Origin of the sequence: Flavisolibacter ginsengisoli DSM 18119 (assembly GCF_900129295.1) — a bacterium.
In the GTDB taxonomy this organism is placed as follows: Bacteria; Bacteroidota; Bacteroidia; order Chitinophagales; family Chitinophagaceae; genus Flavisolibacter; species Flavisolibacter ginsengisoli.
Window position 1 is genome coordinate 87,863 of record NZ_FQUU01000006.1, and the last position, 18,154, is coordinate 106,016.

Here is an 18,154-nt window from a genome sequence, read left to right on the forward strand (position 1 = left end):
CATGGCAAAAACTGTAAAAAAAAGCAAGTCTATTCTTACAGAAAAATCTCTGAACTTCTTCAGAAACTATATTAATACACCTTCTCCAGTTGGGTTTGAATATACAGGCCAAAAACTTTGGATTGACTACGTAAAACCATATGTTGATGATATAATTACTGATCCCTATGGATCGGCGGTTGGTGTTATAAATCCAACTAACTCATTTAAGGTAGTATTAGAAGCCCATGTTGATGAAATAAGCTGGTTTGTAAATTACATAACCAATGAAGGCCTTATGTATCTCAAACGAAATGGTGGTGTTGACCACCAGATAGCCCCTGGGCAAAGAGTTTGGATACATGGAAAAGATGGACCTGTAAAGGCTGTTTTTGGATGGCCGGCCATACATACAAGAATTGGCAATTCTGATAAAGAGCCCGTGCCAAAAGTTGAAAATCTATTTCTTGATTGTGGCGCCAGGAATAAGAAGGAAATTGAAGACCTGGGTATTCATGTGGGTGCTGTGGTTACCTATCAGGATGGTTTTGATGAATTGGCTTATGATTATTTTATAGGACGTGCATTTGATAATCGTATAGGAGGGTTCATGATCGCTGAAGTCGCCCGACTTTTAAAAGAGAACAGGCAGAAACTTCCTTTTGGATTATATATAGTAAATTCTGTCCAGGAAGAAATTGGATTAAGAGGTGCAGAAATGATGGCCCGTAGAATAAAACCTAATATTGCCATTATTACAGATGTAACTCATGATACCGGAACGCCAATGATTAATAAAATGGTAGAAGGTGATACAAGTTGCGGAAAAGGACCATCGCTGTCTTATGGACCCGCTGTGCATAATAAATTATTACAACTGGTAGAAGCTGTGGCTCAAAAAGCAGATATTCCAGTTCAGCTTAGAGCGGTGTCCAGAAGCACTGGAACTGACACTGATTCATTTGCATATGCAAATGATGGTTGTCCTTCGGTTTTAGTATCAATTCCTTTACGATATATGCATACTACCGTTGAAATGCTTCATAAAAATGATATTGAGCAAACTATTCGTCTCATGTATGAAACAGCCCTATCTTTAAATCCTAATACAAACCTTAGTTATTTTTAATGCATAATTATTTACTTTATATAGATCCTGGAAGTGGAAGTTACCTTGTACAGGCGATAATAGCCGCAGTGTTGGGAGTTGCATTTTTTTTCAAAAACATACTAATATTTATTAAACACTGGTGGTATAAAATAATTAGAAAGAAAACGAATACACCTTAATGCCGGTATCAAAAATCCACCCTGCTTCTTTTAGGGATCCGTCAGGTTTTATTTTCAAAGCAAATGATGGAATATTATATAGGCAAGTAAATAAGAATTTTCAGAAAGATTTTGATGAGTTCAAATCTTGTGGACTTTATGATGTTCTTGTTTCGAATAAAATTCTTATTCCCCACCAACAAATCGATGAAAACCTTACAGGTTCAGAAGATTACTATACAACGCTTAAACCTATTTTAATTCCTTTTATAAGCTATACCTATGAATGGAGTTTTGACATGCTTAAGGAAGCTGCATTGTTAACTTTACAGGCAGCAAAAGAAGCAATGAAATTTAACATGATGCTTAAAGATGCATCAAGTTATAATGTTCAATGGTTTGATGGTAAAATGATCTTTATAGATACTTTATCCTTTGAAAAATGGGATACTACAAAACCTTGGGTGGCTTACAGGCAATTTTGTGAACACTTTTTAGCGCCGCTGGCGTTAATGCATTATCTCCAAATACCCTTCCAAAATCTGTTGTTATCGTATCCGGATGGCATTCCTCTATCACTTGTAAAAAAATTACTTCCTTTCAGAAGCAGGTTCAATTTAAATACTTACCTCCATTTGCATTTACATGCAGCTTATTCTTCAAAACCATCTACAAAATCTGAAAAAACAATTGCTTTTTCTAAAACCAAACAGGAAAATTTAATACTAAGCCTGGAACAATCTATCCAATCTTTTTCGCTAAATGCAATTTCAGGAGTATGGTCAGGATATTATAACGAAGCAAGGGAAAGAGAAGATTACCTGATAGAAAAGAAAAAGATAATTCAAAGCTGGCTTTCCTCCTTATCTATAAAGTCTGCTATCGATATTGGAGCGAACGAAGGAGAGTTTTCATTACTACTTGCTGGGAATAATATTTCCACAATAAGCGTAGATTTCGATCATTATTCAATTAATCAACTATACAGGAAGATCAAGGAAAGTAATGTTTTAAACTGCACCCCGTTAATTATAGATTTCAGCAATCCTTCTCCAGCTATTGGTCTAAATAACGAGGAACATAGTTCATTTTTAGAAAGAATCAAGGTTGATTTAGTAATGGCTTTGGCTGTGGTTCACCATCTTGCTATAGGAAAAAATATTCCATTAGAAAAAATCGGCAAGATTTTATCAGCTATGGGCAAGTACCTGATTATTGAATTTGTTCCAAAAGAAGATGAAAAAGTTGAGTTGATGCTCAATAGTGGTGCCCGCATTTATCATGAATACAGTGAAGAAAAATTCCTTAGAGCTTTTGGGGAATATTTCTCTATTTTAAAAAAGGAGTATATATCTGATACAAAAAGGACAATATATTTAATGCATAAACATGAATTATAGTCTAAAATCAATCTATTAAAAGGGATTATTTATGCAGTTGTTACAAGTTTCCGGACGAAAAAAAAGAATTCATTCCAAGATTTATTCCAATTTGGTTTAGTGTTACATTTCTTTGATAGACGGACCTGGCATATAACACTTGCAAATTTTGAAATGTAATCTTCAATCCTGTAGAAAATCCATTTAAACCATTTCCTGATAATCCCGTATTTAATTCCATCCGGCGCAAATGGTTATACCCAACAACTGCTTCGAGGTTCTTACTTAAATAAATATGTCCGGCTATAACGAAATGATTTAAGATATTATTTAAGGCGGGGTGTTTTTCCAAATTCCCATTTTCCATATTAAATAAAGTATCCTTGTAGGTTAAATTAAATTTATTTATGTGATAGGCTGTAAGCGAAATTCCCAATGGTGCATTTTGCAGTCGTTTGGAAATCCCAACTTGAATATCGAAGGGCAGGTCTTCATTTTCTCCGCCAAAATTTTCAATCTGGAAACCCATATTCTTTGCAAGCAGAGAAGCTGAAAAATTATGAAGAGAATCTTTATATAACACTCCTACATCGAAAGCAATTCCACTTGCCTTGTATTGATTGTATATGGAATTTATCATTTTAAGGCTTACTCCATAACTCCAGTTTTCCAGGTAGGTCCTTGCAGCTTCGAATTGAATTACAAAATCTATTGGGCGAAAATAACCATAAGACACCCCTGAAGCATCTGTTTGAGTAATGGAGCCATAATCTATAAAGTTTATATGCCCACCAAATGTTGTATTTGTTTTGCGATTATAGTATGCCCCCGTTGCATTATAAGATTTTACACCCTTTAAAAAACTACTGAAACTTACTAACAACTGAGCGTTTACTGCAGGATGTAGTAATGACGGATTATTTGCTGTAAGACCTACTTCGTTTGTTACATAAGATGTATTTATACCTCCAGCACCGGTAAGCATGGGATCTGCTGACAGCTTTAAAAAATTAAAAGCAACCCTGCCCCTAATGCTTTGAGAATTGCATGGTATCCAGAATAAAATAAGTATTATTAATCCTATGAATCGCAAAAGACATAATTATAATTCAAGTAACAATTTGATTATTCCTGTAATGCCAGGTCAATTACCTGACTCATTGTCTTAACATAATGAAATCTAACGCCTTTAATGTAATCAGGATTGATCTCTTGAACATCCTTTTCATTTTGTGAACATAAGATAATATCTTTTAAACCTGCTCTCTTTGCAGCCAGAACTTTTTCCTTTATTCCTCCTACAGGCAATACTTGCCCACGTAATGTTATTTCACCTGTCATGCCGAGAAATGGTTTAATTTTTTTCCCTGTAAATGCTGATGTCAAAGCTGTTAACATGGTGACCCCTGCACTCGGCCCATCTTTAGGTACAGCTCCCTCAGGAACATGAATATGCACCGTTTTCTTTTCTATCATTGCAGGATCAACACCAAACTTTCTTGCATTAGCACTCAAATAGGATAACGCAGTAGCTGCACTTTCTTTCATCACATTTCCCAAATTTCCAGTCAATCTTAATTCAGGTTTACCATCACTCAAAGATGCTTCTATAAATAGAATATCTCCACCAACATACGTATAAGCCAGCCCTACCGCAACTCCCGGTATATTTGCAGATTTATATATCTCATTGTTATATTTAGAGCGTCCTAATATTTTTTCAATATCCTCGATAGCAAGGGTTGCTTTTACCTTTCCTTTCATGGCTAATTGCCTGGCGAGGTTTCTCATAATGGCTGCTAGCAACCGGTCCAATTCTCTAACTCCACTTTCCCTTGTATAGTCCTGAATAATTTTTTCAAGAACCTTGTCAGATATTTTAAATTTAGTTGATTTCAGTCCATGCGCTTCCTTTTGTTTTGGTATAAGGTGTCTTTTAGCGATTTCAATTTTTTCTTCAACCGCATAACCACTTAATTCAATTATTTCCAAACGGTCACGTAAAGCAGGTTGAATCGTTTGCAGATTATTTGCAGTGGCAATAAATAATACCTTGCTTAGATCATATTCCAGCTCTAAATAATTATCATAAAAAGAATGATTTTGTTCGGGATCTAAAACTTCTAAAAGAGCACTGCTGGGATCTCCACGAAAATCACTTCCCACCTTATCGATTTCATCAAGAATCATTACAGGGTTTGATGACTGAATTTTCCGAATATTTTGAACAATCCTACCCGGCATAGCACCTATATAAGTCTTTCTATGGCCCCTGATCTCGCTTTCATCATGAATTCCACCAAGGCTTAATCTTACATATTTTCTTCCAATGGCGTTAGCAATACTTCTTCCAAGAGAAGTCTTTCCGATTCCAGGAGGTCCATAAAAACATAAAATCGGGCTTTTCATATCGCCTTTTAATTTTAATACGGCGAGATATTCCAAAATACGTTCCTTGATTTTCTGCATACCATAGTGGTCATGATCAAGAATTTCTTTTGCTTTATCCAGATCATAAACATCATGTGTGTAATCCAACCAGGGCAGATCCAGCAATAGATCTAAATGATTATACACTACCGAATAATCAGGCGTACTTGGATGCATTCTTTCAAGTTTCTCAATACCTTTCCTGAAAGTTTCCTTTGCAGTATCCGGCCATTTTTTTCCCTCAGCCCTCTTTTGTAATTCTTTTATTTCTCTTTCATTCGGATCACCCCCTAACTCCTCTTTTATACTTTTTAATTGTTGTTGAAGGAAATATTCTCTTTGTTGTTTATCAATTTCTGCTCTTGTCTTATTAGTAACCTTGTTTTTTAATTCAGCAAACTGTAGCTCCTTTTGTAAGAATTGCATTAAAAGATCAGCTCTTTCGCGGATATTATTAAGCTCTAATATTTTTTGTTTTTCCCGAATGTCAATTGTTAGATTACTTGAAACAAAGTGAATTAGAAAAGAAGGATTTTCTATATTTTTTAGTATTACAGAAGCTTCTGTCGGAATATTCGGAGATAATTGAATTATTTCAGTTGCCAGATCCTTTATGTTTGACACATAGGCTTCAAAGTCGGGATCTTTGGGAGGTTCCTCTTCAAAAATCAAGTTGATGTTTGCCTTAAAGTAAGGTTCCTCCATTATAACGGAATCAATAGCAAATCGACTTTTCCCCTGAATGATTATTGTTGTACCTCCATCAGGCATTTTTATTTGCTTAACAATCTTAGCAACCGTACCAACATTCTCAAGATCTTTGGCGGTTGGATCTTCAACACTGCTATCTTTTTGAGCTACAACTCCTATTAATTTATGAGCTTTATAAGCATCAGTAACAGCTTTTATGCTTTTATCCCTGCCAACAGTGATAGGCAAAACAACACCTGGAAATAAAACTGTGTTGCGTAATGGCAATAAACTTAATTCTGAGGGTATATCTATCTTTTCATTTGCTTCCGCATCTGTCTCATTAAGAGGAATAATGGGAATAAAATCCATCTCTTCTTCTGATTTCAAATTAAAATTCACTCGTGATAATTTATTAATTATAACTAACTCCTTTTATAAGGCAAGACTGCAAATTTACATAAGGAATTAATGGTGTTCAAGTATTATACCCCTTGATTCTTTCTTTAGGCTATTTTCTAAAAAAGAAAAATCCCTCTTTTGGAGGGATTTTCAATAATGAAGAAAATGAGTTATAAGGCTATCCCAAGAGATAACTGGTATCCCTGATTATTCCATTTATTTTGATCGCCAACATCACTAATATTATTTAATCCAACAAAATACCTTCCTGTCAGGCGAAGCTTACTTATATTTATCTGAGCACCTCCTGTCAATGAAAAGTCCCCGGATTTAAATGCTTCCTTGCCATTTTCTAATAAGTTTTTGTCCTGTGAGATTAAAATTCCAAATTGTGGGCCAGCCTGAAGAGACAGGATGTTTCCCAACTTATAGTTTAATAAAATGGGAATTGTCAAATAGTTCAGCTTTACATCTTTATAATTACTAAAATTTGTTGCATTCTGATAAACATTTTTAAAGCTGCTATCAGCGCGGGTCTGGTATTGATTGAATAATACCTCAGGTTGAATACCTAACCTTCCTCCTAACCCAATCTCAGCAAATCCACCCAAATGATATCCATACCTAAATTCATCTCTAAAGGCTTTCCCTTCCACTTTTGTAATGTTAGTTCCGCCTTTAATACCAACCGTAAATTGAGCAAAAGCAGCCTGTGCAAATAATATGCAAGCAGCCAGAACATAAAATCTAGTTTTCATAACAATTGTTTGATAAGATTGTTAGAAGCCAAGATTGATGCCATGTAAAATCTGTGAATGTTAAATAAAATCAAACAACTAAAAAATAATACCTGTATTTAGTAAAAAAGCTGTTCCAAAATTTCCATCCTTTGCAGGGAAGTAATAATCAACCATGAACTGGGGCTGGACAAAAAATTTACCTTTTGAATATTCTGTCTTTATAAAACCTGCTAAGGACAATGGTTGAAAATATTGGCTATCGTCGAGATAAGAATTTTCTGAATTAAATAAAACATTTGCCCCTGTACCCTTAACAATACCATAAGTATCACTACTTTGATTGATACCAAATTTTTGAGTTCCGCTTATGAAACTTACCTGAGGCGTAAGTCGGATATATTCTTTATTAGAAAAAACATTTAACCAGTAAAAATCATGTCTAATTGATGCTGTAAAAGTCAGGTCATTTAAACTCTCTAAAGTATTTACCCTGGTATAACCTCTTTTCTTTAACCTGATAGCGTTTATTAACTCTTTCCTCTCTGTATAGGCTGACCTGGTACCCCAGCCATAGTTAACAGAAATAGTAGGTTTAATTAATAGGTCTCTGTATGTAAAATAAGCAAATGCTCCATTTTGAAGAGGTGACGTGTAAAAGGGAACATTACTTTTTGTAAAAAAACGTGTTAATGAAATACCGGTTAAAAACTTTCTGTTTTTTAAATAGTCATAAGAACCTGAAATAGAAAATTGATAAGGATTAAATTTCTGTCCATCATGTACAACACTTACTGACCCGCTAATACCTAAACCTGTTTTGGAAAAATAAGAAATAGAGGGAGATATTAATACTTTTTTTACTGGCTCAGCCACATAGCTTTCTTTCGTACTAAAATTATAATAACCAGTACTCAAACCAACATTTGCTAACAAAAAACTCCTTGGAACAGTTAATGAATCCAGGAAGGAACTTAAATCATTGAACAAAGCATCATAATCGGTAAACGTAGTATCTATTTCTGCTTGCCTGGAAGTTTTTTGACTAAAGCTCAAAATAACCAAACAAAAATTACAAACAAGAAACAGTATAATTTTTTTAGGCATTCAAAAACATTTTGATACTTAATTGATAAAATACAAGCTATAGATATAAGTCTTAAATTGCAAAATCTTTGTTGCGATAAAAATATTCAATATATTGAATCAAGACAATTCAATGAGTGTAATCTCTGGCAAAATACCAACTCTACCAGGATATCCTATAAATCCATAACCTGAATTAACATATAGTTTTTGATTCCCTTCTTCATATAGCCCCATCCATTGTTTATATACATATTGTACAGGACTCCATTTGAACCCTGGAATTTCTATTCCAAATTGCATACCATGTGTGTGTCCAGACAACATTAGATCTATATCACTATAATCGGGCCTAACTTCTGCATCCCAATGGGTTGGATCGTGACTCATTAATATTTTGAAAGGTATATGTTCGGCTCCTTGATAAGCCTTTTTTAGATTACCATACTTTGGAAAGCGTTTTAAAGCACTCCAGTTCTGAATACCTATGAGGGCTATTTTTTCTTCGTTTTTCTCTAACAATACATGTTCATCAAGTAAAAGGGACCACCCCATGGACTTATGAACTCCCTTTAGTGCATCCAGATTTTTCTTTTTAGCTTCCAAACTGGGCCACTTGTAATAATCCCCATAATCGTGATTTCCAAGAATCGAATAAACACCCATAGGAGCGCTTAATTGATTAAAAACTTTTTGATAAAAATCCATTTCATCTGCTGTATTATTAACCAGGTCCCCAGTGAATAAAATTATATCTGGTTTAAGAGATTGTACTTCTTTTACACCTTTTTCTACCGCCTTTATATCTGTGAAACTGCCGCTATGTATATCAGATAATTGAACAATTTTCAATCCCTTAAACGAATCTGGCAAATTAGAAAAAGAGAGCTTTATTTTTTTTATTTCATAATTATATTTATTTGAAAAGCCGTATAAAAGTGTTGAAAATAGTGTACCGCCAAATGCCAGGCCTAGCCAACTTAAAAATACTGATCGGGTGATTTTGCCAGAATCCTGAATTTCTTCACCCTCCGTGTTTCTAAATAAAAGTTTGGCTGCCAGCCATTGAGTAGCCCTCCTTATATCATCAATAAGGAAAAAAATGGAGGCAATCAATTTACCTAGAAATATTCCAATAACTACTGAAAATAGAATGCTTCTTGATGCCTTAGGAATATTTTCAAACAAAGGCAATAAAAAAAGAATAAGTAGAGCTATAACAGATACAGTCCAATAAGAAAAAAATATTATTGCTCGTACCCTACTTCCAGAAGAATTCGATACAAGTTTTATAATCTGAAATACATATAAATCAAGTAAAAGCATCAATCCGGCCAATATGATAAAAAAAGGAGAATTTCTCATATCCACATTTATAACATGCAAATAACTAAAGTTTTATAAATCAGATACATTATCTTTCGCACGGCTTCTTTTTGGCTACATAACCCTTATTTTTGCTAACTGTGTGATAAAGCATTCTCATGAAATTGACATATTATGGCCAATCTTGTTTTGCTGTTGAGGTAGAAGGTAAAAATCTTTTATTCGACCCATTCATTACTCCAAATGAACTTGCTAAAAACATAAGTTTGGATTCAATCAAAGCAGATTACCTCCTGGTTTCTCATGGACATACGGATCACATAGCTGATGGGGTTTCCCTGGCAAAACAAACCGGAGCAACTGTAATTGGAGCATTCGAAGTTATAAATTGGTTTGCGGGAAAAGGAATAGATAAAGTCCATCCCATGAATATAGGTGGACAATGGCTTTTTGATTTTGGCAAGGTACGCTGTACTAATGCCATACACTCCTCAGCCATGCCAGACGGAAGTTATGGAGGTAACCCAATGGGATTTCTCATCATTACAAATGACAAATCGTTTTATTACAGCGGAGATACTGCATTAACTTTGGACCTACAATTAATTCCACGTTGGGCTAAGCCAGACTTTGCTATTCTCCCATTAGGAGATAATTTCACCATGGGCTATGAAGATGCTATTATTGCAGCGGAAATGATAGGCTGTAAAAATATTGTAGGTGTACATTTCGACACCTTTGGATATATTAAAATTGATCACGAAAAGGTTAAAAATGCTTTTAAAGCTGCAGGCTTGAATTTATTCCTTCCTGCAATTGGTGAAAGTATTGAACTATAAAATAAGTGGGATAAATGGCCAGAATTATAGGAGTTGCCAATCAAAAAGGAGGAGTAGGGAAAACTACTACTGCTATTAATTTAGCGGCCTCTTTTGCTGTTCTTGAATACAAAACATTATTGGTAGATGCTGACCCCCAGGCAAACAGCACAACCGGTGTAGGCTTTGATTTGCAAAATGTAACTCAAAGTCTATATGACTGCATGGTAAATAATGCTGAGGCCAGAGACGTAATTTTAAAAACTGATATTCCGAATCTGGATCTTATCCCCTCTCACATAGACCTGGTAGGTGCTGAAATTGAAATGATCAATTATCCTAACAGGGAAATGGTTTTAAAATTCATGATCGATGAAATTAAAAGCAATTATGATTTTATAATTATTGATTGTTCCCCTTCCCTGGGATTGATCACTGTTAATGCTTTAACAGCAGCTGATTCAGTTATTGTACCTGTACAATGTGAATTTTTTGCCCTTGAAGGACTAGGTAAGTTATTAAATACAATAAAAATTGTTCAAAGTCGCTTAAACACTTCTCTCTTAATAGAAGGAATATTAATGACCATGTATGATGGGAGGCTTAGATTATGCAACCAGGTAGTTGCTGAGGTTAGGAGGCATTTTGAAGAGTTGGTATTCAGCACGATTATTCATAGGAACGCTCGTCTCAGTGAAGCTCCAAGTGTCGGAAAACCTGTTATACTTTATGATGCAAACAGTAAAGGATCAATGAATTACCTGAACCTTGCAAAGGAAATCCTTCAAAAAAACAATCTTACCAAAATTCCTCAGGAAGAAAGAACGCTCGAGTTATAATGATTATTAGTTAATTATTATAGTCAATAGTGAACTTAGGGCAAAAGTTTACAGTTTTAGCCTATTTGATTATGGTTTCAAAATGATTTGGAAACTGGATAATATCTTTGAATCAATGTCATAAAAATTGAACATTTACCTTTGAATTTTTAAACAATTACATGAGCGCACCAAAACAAAATAAAGATGCTTTAGGAAAAGGGATAAGATCTCTTTTACAAAGTATTGATTCAGATCTAAAAAACACTTCTGGTCAGCTAAAACCTCAGGCCGTAGAAGCAGCCACGGGGATTATGCGCCTTCCTCTGGAAAATATTGAAACAAATCCTAAACAACCCAGAAAAGATTTTGATGAGGTAGCATTACAGGAATTGGCTCAGTCAATAAGGCTTCATGATATTATTCAACCAGTAACTGTTTCCAAATTACATGGTAATAAATACCGTCTTATCTCTGGGGAAAGAAGACTTAGAGCAGCAAAACTTGCTGGTTTAAAAGATATTCCCGCTTATATACGTCTTGCTAATGACCAGGAATTACTTGAATTAGCACTATTAGAAAATCTTCAAAGAGAAGATTTAAATGCTATGGAAGTAGCTCTTAGTTATAAGAGAATGATGGAAGAATTATCACACACCCAAGAAGAAGTTGCTGAAAGAATGGGAAAAGACAGGAGTACTGTCACTAATTACTTACGTCTTTTAAAGCTTCCTCCTGACATACAGGTTGCTGTTCGCAATGGAGAAATCAGTATGGGGCATGCCCGTGCTTTGATTAATGTTGATACAATAGATAAACAATTATACATTTTTGATGAGATCAAATCAAAAGATTTATCCGTAAGACAAACAGAAAATCTAGTCAGGGCTTTATATAAAGAAAAAGAGGGTAAGAAACCAACAGTTAATTCACTACCAGATGGCTATAAAAAAGTTGAAGATAAACTTGCTTCTCATTTTAGCACACGTGTTAAAATGAAGCATAGTAAAAATGGTAGTGGGCAAATAACTTTTGATTATTACTCATTAGAAGAATTAAACAAGTTATTAGATCAAATGAATGTAAGCATTGATTAACCAAGCCTATAAAGTAAAAACTATCTTTATTGCAATACTTTTATTGCAATGTTTATTTAGCTATGCCCAGGTTGACACTGTAAAGTCTGTTACATTTGATTCAACCAAGCCTCGCATTCTTATTGACTCATTACCTAAACTAGACAGTCCTACTGTTGCTAATAAGCCTACTGTAGATTCAATACTTAAACTTCATTCACCCAAAAAAGCAGCTATTCGTTCAGCTATCATACCTGGATGGGGGCAATTTTATAATAAGAAATATTGGAAGATTCCCATTGTTTATGCTGCCTTAGGATTATCGGGTAGCGTTTTTGTTTTTAATTTACAAAACTATAGAGAACTGCGTTTTGCCTATAAGGCAAAATTTGAGGCTCAGCCTAAGAGCAGCTCAACTGGTCAAACAATTCCTGGGGACTCAACCAACTATTTTAAAATAAAACCTGAATTAGTACCCCTTGATATTAATGCATTGAGAACTTACCGGGATGAATATAGGAGAAACATTGATTACTCAGCCCTGGTATTTATTCTTTTGTGGGGCTTGAATGTAGTTGATGCAACAGTTGATGCTCATTTAAAAGCATTTGATGTGAGCCCTGACCTCAGTTTTCATATGAAATTTGGGCATAGCCAATTTGCAGGCACCACAGGTTTAAGCTTTATACTTGCATTTCATTGACAAGAATTTGTTGATTTAATTATAGAAAATAACTTATGAAAATTGCACTGATAGGATATGGCAAAATGGGTCAATTGATTGAAAAACTGGCAATGGGAAGAGGGCATGAAATTGTGGTAAAAATCCATATCGACAATACAGAAGAATTTACAAGACCTAATCTACAAAAAGCCAATGTAGCTATAGAATTTACAGGTCCCGATAGCGCTTTTGAAAATATTAAAAGATGCATTGATTATAACTTACCGGTTGTAAGCGGATCTACAGGGTGGAATGAAAACCTAGAATCTATCAGGGCCTATTGTAAAGAAAAAAATGGATCATTTCTTCACGCCAGCAACTTTAGTATTGGTGTTAATATCTTCTTTGAAGTTAACAAATACCTTGCAAAATTAATGGCTTCACATAATCAAGAATATGATGTTTCGTTAAAGGAGATACATCATACGCAAAAGAAGGATTCACCAAGCGGCACTGCTGTTACTTTAGCTGAACAAGTCCTTGAAATTTTTAAAACAAAGAAAAATTGGGTAAAGGGATATTCATCCAATCGGGAAGATTTATCAATTATAAGTGAACGAATTGATCCAGCCCCAGGAACTCACCAGGTAAAATATAGCTCTGGAATTGATGATATTGAGATAATTCATACAGCCCATAATAGAGGAGGATTTGCCTTAGGAGCTATCCAGGCAGCTGAATATATCCATGACAAAAAAGGAATATTTACTATGCAAGATGTTTTGCAAATAAAATAACTACACCCTTTTTAAGATTTTAAGTTAGTTAGCATATCAATTGTCATAGCTGAAAGGTCAAATTTTGGATTCCATCCCCAATCATTTCTTGCTACATTGTCATCTATACTGCCAGGCCAGCTATTAGCAATTGTCTGCCTGTAATCTGGTTCATAATTTATTGTAAATTCAGGAATATGTTTTTTTATCTCCGCAGCAATATTTTCGGGGGAAAAGCTCATTGCGGAAATATTATAGGACGTTCTTGTTTTTATTTTTTCACTTGGGGCTTCCATTAACTCAATCGTGGCTCTTATAGCATCTGGCATATACATCATAGGAAGAAAAGTATCTTTCTGCAGGAAACAATCATAATGTTTATTCTCTATTGCTTCATGAAAGATCTCGATTGCGTAATCTGTGGTCCCTCCTCCAGGAGCTGACTTGTATGATATCAACCCTGGATACCGAAGGCTCCTGACATCAACACCATATTTATTAAAAAAGTAATTACACCAAAATTCCCCAGCATATTTGGATATGCCATAAACAGTAGTGGGTTCTATGATGGTACGTTGGGGACAGTCATTCTTGGGAGATGTAGGGCCAAATACAGCAATTGAACTTGGCCAGTATACTTTTGATAACTTTTCTTCACGGGCTATATCCAACACATTTAAAAGGCCTTGCATATTCAAATGCCAGGCAAGGTTTGGATTCTTTTCGCCCGTTGCAGAAAGAATAGCTGCGAGTAAATAAATTTGGGTAATACCCTGACGAATTACCTGCACATGAAGCATTTCTTTATTCATTACATCAAGGCTTACATATGGCCCGGTGCCTTGTAACAATTCATTTTGTTCTCTTAAGTCTGAGGCTACTACATTTCCAGCACCATATATTTTCCTTAATGCCAATGTAAGCTCTACCCCTATCTGACCTGATGCACCTATAACAAGTATCTTTTCCTGTTTCATGGCAATTAAAATTGGGAGCAAATATAAGTTAGACAGATGTCATCAATAAACATCCTAATGAGAATCTATGGCTCAAAAGAATTAGCTAACTAACAATAAACTATGGATTATTTTTGCAACCATGGTTAAATTTTTGGCGGACACCTTTTCTTCCCAAGTTTATAACAAGGACGCATTTTTTCTTATTGCAGGCCCCTGTGTTGTTGAAAGTGAAAACCTGGTTTTTGAGGTTGCAGAGAAAGTAGCTGAGATATGCAAGAAGCTTCAAATTCCATTAATATTTAAGGCGTCTTACCGCAAAGCCAATAGAACAAGTTTATCCTCTTTTACAGGTCTTGGTGATGAAGTTGGATTGGACATAATCCGTAAGGCTGGGGAAAAATATAGTTTGCCAACCACTACTGATATTCATACCGAACATGAAGCTTTATTAGCGGCAAAATATGTGGATATACTTCAAATCCCTGCATTTTTGTGCCGTCAAACAGACTTATTAGTCGCTGCAGGAAATACAGGAAAAATCGTAAATGTAAAAAAAGGTCAGTTTGTTAGTGGGGAATCAATGAAATTTGCTGTCGAAAAAATAAAGGCAACCGGGAACCAAAAAATAATGCTAACTGAGCGAGGAACTACATTTGGTTACCAGGATCTCGTTGTTGATTATCGTAATATTCCAATAATGCAACAATTTGATGCTCCGGTAATTATGGATTGTACCCATAGTTTGCAACAACCAAATCAGGTTACTGGCGTAACAGGTGGTAACCCTAAATTAATTGGCACAATCGCAAGTGCTGCTATTGCAGCAGGTGCAGATGGGCTGTTTATTGAAACACATCCTGATCCTTCATGTGCGAAAAGTGATGGGGCAAATATGCTAAGACTGGATCTTTTAGAGGAATTATTAATAAAGTTGATAAAAATCAGGAAAGCGGTCAAAGAATAAAAATCACAGGTAAAATTCCTTTTTTAGACGTTAAAGTAAGGAAGATACCCTATGCGTTTCAATTGAGAAACTTAAAAAAATGTGTAGCATATACACACTAAATACAAAACCTTATTTTTGAGGTTTATTGAATGAGATTACATATTAATAATCTCAATAGAAATAAGGATAAAGAAAATGGCAAAAAAAGTTAGCCGAATAGGTGTTTTAACCTCAGGCGGTGATTCTCCGGGGATGAATGCAGCCATCAGGGCGGTAGTTCGTACGGGAATCTACAATGGACTGGAAGTATATGGTATCATGAGAGGCTACCAGGGTCTTATAGAAGATGATATCTACAAAATGGAAGGAAGGTCAGTTGCTAATATCATTCAAAGAGGAGGCACCATTCTGAAAACTGCTCGATGCAAAATATTTCACACTGCGGAAGGAAGGAGAAAAGCTTATGAAATTTTGCAACGTAGAGGTATTGATGGATTAGTTATTATAGGAGGAGATGGATCCTTTCGGGGTGCCGTAGAGTTTAGTAAAGAATTCGATATACCATGCATAGGTATTGCTGGTACAATTGATAAGGATATTGCCGGGACAGACTTTACAATTGGTTTCGATACTGCAGTCAATACTGCAGTAGAGGCAATTGATAAAATCAGGGATACTGCAGATGCCCATGACCGCCTGTTTATTATAGAAGTAATGGGTAGAGATGCTGGTTATATTGCCTTACACAGCGGAATTGCCACAGGAGCTGAAAACATACTGATCCCAGAGCAGAAAACTGATATTGAAGATGTCATCGCTTCCCTTCAGGAAAAAGAAAGAAGAAAAAAATTAGTGAATCTTATAGTAGTAGCTGAAGGTGACGAGTTTGGCGGGGCAAATGAAGTTGCGAAAGCAGTTAAAGAAAGGTTACCACAAACAGAAACAAGGGTTTGTATACTTGGTCATATTCAAAGAGGTGGAGCACCTACTTGCCTGGACCGGTTGATTGCGAGCAGAATGGGTTATCATGCAGTTGAATCTTTAATTGAAGGTCGACATAATGTATTTGTTGGTATTCAGAACAATAAGATGAACTATGTGCCTTTGGACAAGGTCCACAAAAAAAAGAGCACCATTAGCGATGAATGGATGAAGATTGTTAAGATACTTGCTAGTTGATCTAATTAAGTATATAGTTCTTTTGTTCAAAAAAGTAAAGTATTTGAACCATAATTGATGTAATTCTATTCAATAACAAGTAAACTGCCTGTTTGGGTTAGTAAAATATGAGCAAAAACGTCGACAAGTATTTTCATAAGCAAATGGATAAGACCGCTGGGCTGGAACACTCCTACCATCGGACTAAGATTGTAGCCACTGTTGGACCAGCCTGTGACACCTATGATAAACTCTTAGACCTGGTAAAATGTGGTGTCAATGTATTCCGTTTAAACTTTTCTCATGGTTCACATGAAGATAAAAAACAGATTATTGAATATATAAGGCAGATCAATGATAGAGAGCCTTACAATATTGCAATCCTGGGTGACCTACAAGGACCTAAGTTGCGCGTAGGGGAAATGGAAAATGGTGGTATAGATGTTCAGCCGGGAGATATTCTGACATTCACCAATGAAAAATTGGTAGGTAATAAAGAAAGGATCTATGTTTCCTATCCTAATCTGCATGCTGATGTAAGGGTTGGTAATAAAATATTGATCGATGATGGAAAACTAGAAGTCCAGGTTAAAAAAATTCTAAAGAACAATGATGTCCAGGTTGAAGTAACAATGGGCGGATTACTTTCTTCCAAAAAGGGTGTAAATCTTCCGGATACCAAGATTTCTCTTCCCGCACTTACAGACAAAGACCTGGTAGACCTTGAATTTATCATAGAACAACAATTGGACTGGGTGGCGCTTTCGTTCGTCAGAAGTGTGAGGGACATTACCTTACTTCGTTATAAACTTGATGAAAAGAAAAGCAAAACCAAGATCATTGCAAAAATTGAAAAACCGGAAGCGCTTAATAATTTAAGAGATATAATAGTAGAAAGTGATGCTATTATGATCGCACGGGGTGATCTTGGGGTAGAATTACCAATTGAACAAATTCCATTAATTCAAAGAAACATCATTAGGAAATCACTCCACAGGGCAAAACCTGTAATTGTAGCTACCCAAATGATGGAAAGCATGATTGACAGAAGCAAACCCAACAGAAGTGAGATAACTGACGTTGCAAATGCAGTTTTGGAAGGCGCAGATGCGGTTATGCTTAGTGGCGAAACTGCCACTGGGCAACATCCTAAATTGGTTGTTGAAACAATGCGCAAGATTATAATGGAAGTTGAAAGAACTGAATATAGGTATAACCTTGAAGAAGTGTTAACTCCTCAACCCCACTCTCCTTCTTTCTTAAGTGATGCTATTTGTTACAATGCGTGCAAACTTTCACAAGATGTACAATCAGATGCGCTTATTGGAATGACTCAGAGTGGCTATACTGCTTTTATGCTGAGCAGTTATAGACCTAAAGCACCTTTATTTATATTTACTAAGGAGCGCTCACTTGTTAATCAATTAAGCCTTAGCTGGGGCGTTAGAGCCTTCCATTACGGTGAAGAAGAAAGCCTTGATGACATTATTTTTGATCAAATAGATATTTTAAAAGAAAGAGCGTTTCTGAAAAGCGGTGACATTGTTGTAAATACTGGCAGCACACCTGTTCATTTACATTTACCTACTAATATTGTCAAGATAACTAAGGTTGAATAAAAAAAACTTAACTATAAAAAAA

16 protein-coding genes are annotated in these 18,154 nt (G+C 35.4%); 10 read left to right on the forward strand and 6 right to left on the reverse strand.

Features of this window, described 5'->3' with window-relative positions:
- Nucleotide 1 precedes the first annotated feature (1 nt).
- Nucleotides 2–1,108, forward strand: a complete 1,107-nt coding sequence (locus BUA53_RS08820; RefSeq protein ID WP_072835007.1) for a M42 family metallopeptidase — start codon at nt 2–4, stop codon at nt 1,106–1,108.
- A 160-nt stretch (nt 1,109–1,268) separates the two neighbouring features.
- Nucleotides 1,269–2,648, forward strand: coding sequence for a class I SAM-dependent methyltransferase (locus tag BUA53_RS08825; protein ID WP_072835008.1), 1,380 nt, complete (start codon nt 1,269–1,271; stop codon nt 2,646–2,648).
- Between the two features lie 40 nt (nt 2,649–2,688).
- Here the strand turns inward: BUA53_RS08825 and porQ are convergent, their stop codons facing one another.
- The 5 genes from porQ to BUA53_RS08850 form a co-directional block, all read right to left on the reverse strand.
- Entirely contained in the window at nt 2,689–3,720 is a 1,032-nt protein-coding gene (porQ, locus tag BUA53_RS08830) for a type IX secretion system protein PorQ (RefSeq protein ID WP_072835009.1), read from the reverse strand.
- A gap of 32 nt (nt 3,721–3,752) precedes the next feature.
- Nucleotides 3,753–6,149, reverse strand: a complete 2,397-nt coding sequence (gene lon, locus BUA53_RS08835; RefSeq protein ID WP_245793072.1) for an endopeptidase La — start codon at nt 6,147–6,149, stop codon at nt 3,753–3,755.
- A 170-nt stretch (nt 6,150–6,319) separates the two neighbouring features.
- On the reverse strand, nt 6,320–6,907 hold the full coding sequence (locus tag BUA53_RS08840) for a porin family protein (protein ID WP_072835011.1): 588 nt from the start codon (nt 6,905–6,907) through the stop codon (nt 6,320–6,322).
- A 78-nt stretch (nt 6,908–6,985) separates the two neighbouring features.
- Nucleotides 6,986–7,993: a hypothetical protein gene (locus BUA53_RS08845; RefSeq protein WP_072835012.1), complete on the reverse strand. Its 1,008-nt coding sequence runs from the start codon at nt 7,991–7,993 to the stop codon at nt 6,986–6,988.
- A gap of 99 nt (nt 7,994–8,092) precedes the next feature.
- Nucleotides 8,093–9,337, reverse strand: coding sequence for a metallophosphoesterase (locus tag BUA53_RS08850; RefSeq protein ID WP_072835013.1), 1,245 nt, complete (start codon nt 9,335–9,337; stop codon nt 8,093–8,095).
- Nucleotides 9,338–9,456: 119 nt separating this feature from the next.
- Between BUA53_RS08850 and BUA53_RS08855 the strand changes: the two genes are divergently transcribed.
- From BUA53_RS08855 to dapB, 5 genes are all read left to right on the forward strand, one after another.
- Entirely contained in the window at nt 9,457–10,137 is a 681-nt protein-coding gene (locus tag BUA53_RS08855) for a metal-dependent hydrolase (protein WP_072835014.1), read from the forward strand.
- 14 nt (nt 10,138–10,151) lie between these two features.
- Nucleotides 10,152–10,955 (forward strand): ParA family protein, encoded by an 804-nt coding sequence (locus tag BUA53_RS08860; protein WP_072835015.1) that lies wholly within the window; start codon nt 10,152–10,154, stop codon nt 10,953–10,955.
- A 161-nt stretch (nt 10,956–11,116) separates the two neighbouring features.
- A complete protein-coding gene (locus BUA53_RS08865) occupies nt 11,117–12,031 on the forward strand; it encodes a ParB/RepB/Spo0J family partition protein (RefSeq protein WP_072835016.1) in 915 nt (304 codons plus the stop codon).
- Nucleotides 12,024–12,713 carry a DUF5683 domain-containing protein gene (locus tag BUA53_RS08870; RefSeq protein ID WP_072835017.1) on the forward strand — a complete coding sequence of 230 codons (690 nt, stop codon included), beginning with the start codon at nt 12,024–12,026 and terminating at the stop codon, nt 12,711–12,713. The genes BUA53_RS08865 and BUA53_RS08870 overlap by 8 nt, the downstream gene beginning before the upstream one ends.
- 35 nt (nt 12,714–12,748) lie before the next feature.
- Nucleotides 12,749–13,471, forward strand: a complete 723-nt coding sequence (gene dapB / locus BUA53_RS08875; RefSeq protein WP_072835018.1) for a 4-hydroxy-tetrahydrodipicolinate reductase — start codon at nt 12,749–12,751, stop codon at nt 13,469–13,471.
- 11 nt (nt 13,472–13,482) lie between these two features.
- Here the strand turns inward: dapB and BUA53_RS08880 are convergent, their stop codons facing one another.
- On the reverse strand, nt 13,483–14,427 hold the full coding sequence (locus tag BUA53_RS08880; protein WP_175546044.1) for an NAD-dependent epimerase/dehydratase family protein: 945 nt from the start codon (nt 14,425–14,427) through the stop codon (nt 13,483–13,485).
- A 121-nt stretch (nt 14,428–14,548) separates the two neighbouring features.
- Between BUA53_RS08880 and kdsA the strand changes: the two genes are divergently transcribed.
- From kdsA to pyk, 3 genes are all read left to right on the forward strand, one after another.
- Nucleotides 14,549–15,373 (forward strand): 3-deoxy-8-phosphooctulonate synthase, encoded by an 825-nt coding sequence (gene kdsA, locus BUA53_RS08885; protein WP_072835019.1) that lies wholly within the window; start codon nt 14,549–14,551, stop codon nt 15,371–15,373.
- A gap of 177 nt (nt 15,374–15,550) precedes the next feature.
- Nucleotides 15,551–16,534, forward strand: coding sequence for a 6-phosphofructokinase (gene pfkA, locus BUA53_RS08890; RefSeq protein WP_072835020.1), 984 nt, complete (start codon nt 15,551–15,553; stop codon nt 16,532–16,534).
- A gap of 107 nt (nt 16,535–16,641) precedes the next feature.
- Complete coding sequence (gene pyk / locus BUA53_RS08895; protein WP_072835021.1) at nt 16,642–18,132, forward strand: pyruvate kinase; 1,491 nt, start codon at nt 16,642–16,644, stop codon at nt 18,130–18,132.
- Nucleotides 18,133–18,154: the final 22 nt, after the last annotated feature.

What these genes read in the sequence shown, in the direction of transcription:
- kdsA (WP_072835019.1), top strand. Translation starts at nt 14,549, where the DNA reads ATGGTTAAATTTTTGGCGGACACCTTTTCTTCCCAAGTTTATAACAAG.
- BUA53_RS08820 (WP_072835007.1), top strand. Translation starts at nt 2, where the DNA reads ATGGCAAAAACTGTAAAAAAAAGCAAGTCTATTCTTACAGAAAAATCT.
- BUA53_RS08845 (WP_072835012.1), bottom strand. Translation starts at nt 7,993, where the DNA reads ATGCCTAAAAAAATTATACTGTTTCTTGTTTGTAATTTTTGTTTGGTT.
- BUA53_RS08855 (WP_072835014.1), top strand. Translation starts at nt 9,457, where the DNA reads ATGAAATTGACATATTATGGCCAATCTTGTTTTGCTGTTGAGGTAGAA.
- BUA53_RS08825 (WP_072835008.1), top strand. Translation starts at nt 1,269, where the DNA reads ATGCCGGTATCAAAAATCCACCCTGCTTCTTTTAGGGATCCGTCAGGT.
- BUA53_RS08850 (WP_072835013.1), bottom strand. Translation starts at nt 9,337, where the DNA reads ATGAGAAATTCTCCTTTTTTTATCATATTGGCCGGATTGATGCTTTTA.
- BUA53_RS08840 (WP_072835011.1), bottom strand. Translation starts at nt 6,907, where the DNA reads ATGAAAACTAGATTTTATGTTCTGGCTGCTTGCATATTATTTGCACAG.
- BUA53_RS08880 (WP_175546044.1), bottom strand. Translation starts at nt 14,427, where the DNA reads ATGAAACAGGAAAAGATACTTGTTATAGGTGCATCAGGTCAGATAGGG.
- dapB (WP_072835018.1), top strand. Translation starts at nt 12,749, where the DNA reads ATGAAAATTGCACTGATAGGATATGGCAAAATGGGTCAATTGATTGAA.
- pfkA (WP_072835020.1), top strand. Translation starts at nt 15,551, where the DNA reads ATGGCAAAAAAAGTTAGCCGAATAGGTGTTTTAACCTCAGGCGGTGAT.
- BUA53_RS08860 (WP_072835015.1), top strand. Translation starts at nt 10,152, where the DNA reads ATGGCCAGAATTATAGGAGTTGCCAATCAAAAAGGAGGAGTAGGGAAA.
- pyk (WP_072835021.1), top strand. Translation starts at nt 16,642, where the DNA reads ATGAGCAAAAACGTCGACAAGTATTTTCATAAGCAAATGGATAAGACC.
- BUA53_RS08865 (WP_072835016.1), top strand. Translation starts at nt 11,117, where the DNA reads ATGAGCGCACCAAAACAAAATAAAGATGCTTTAGGAAAAGGGATAAGA.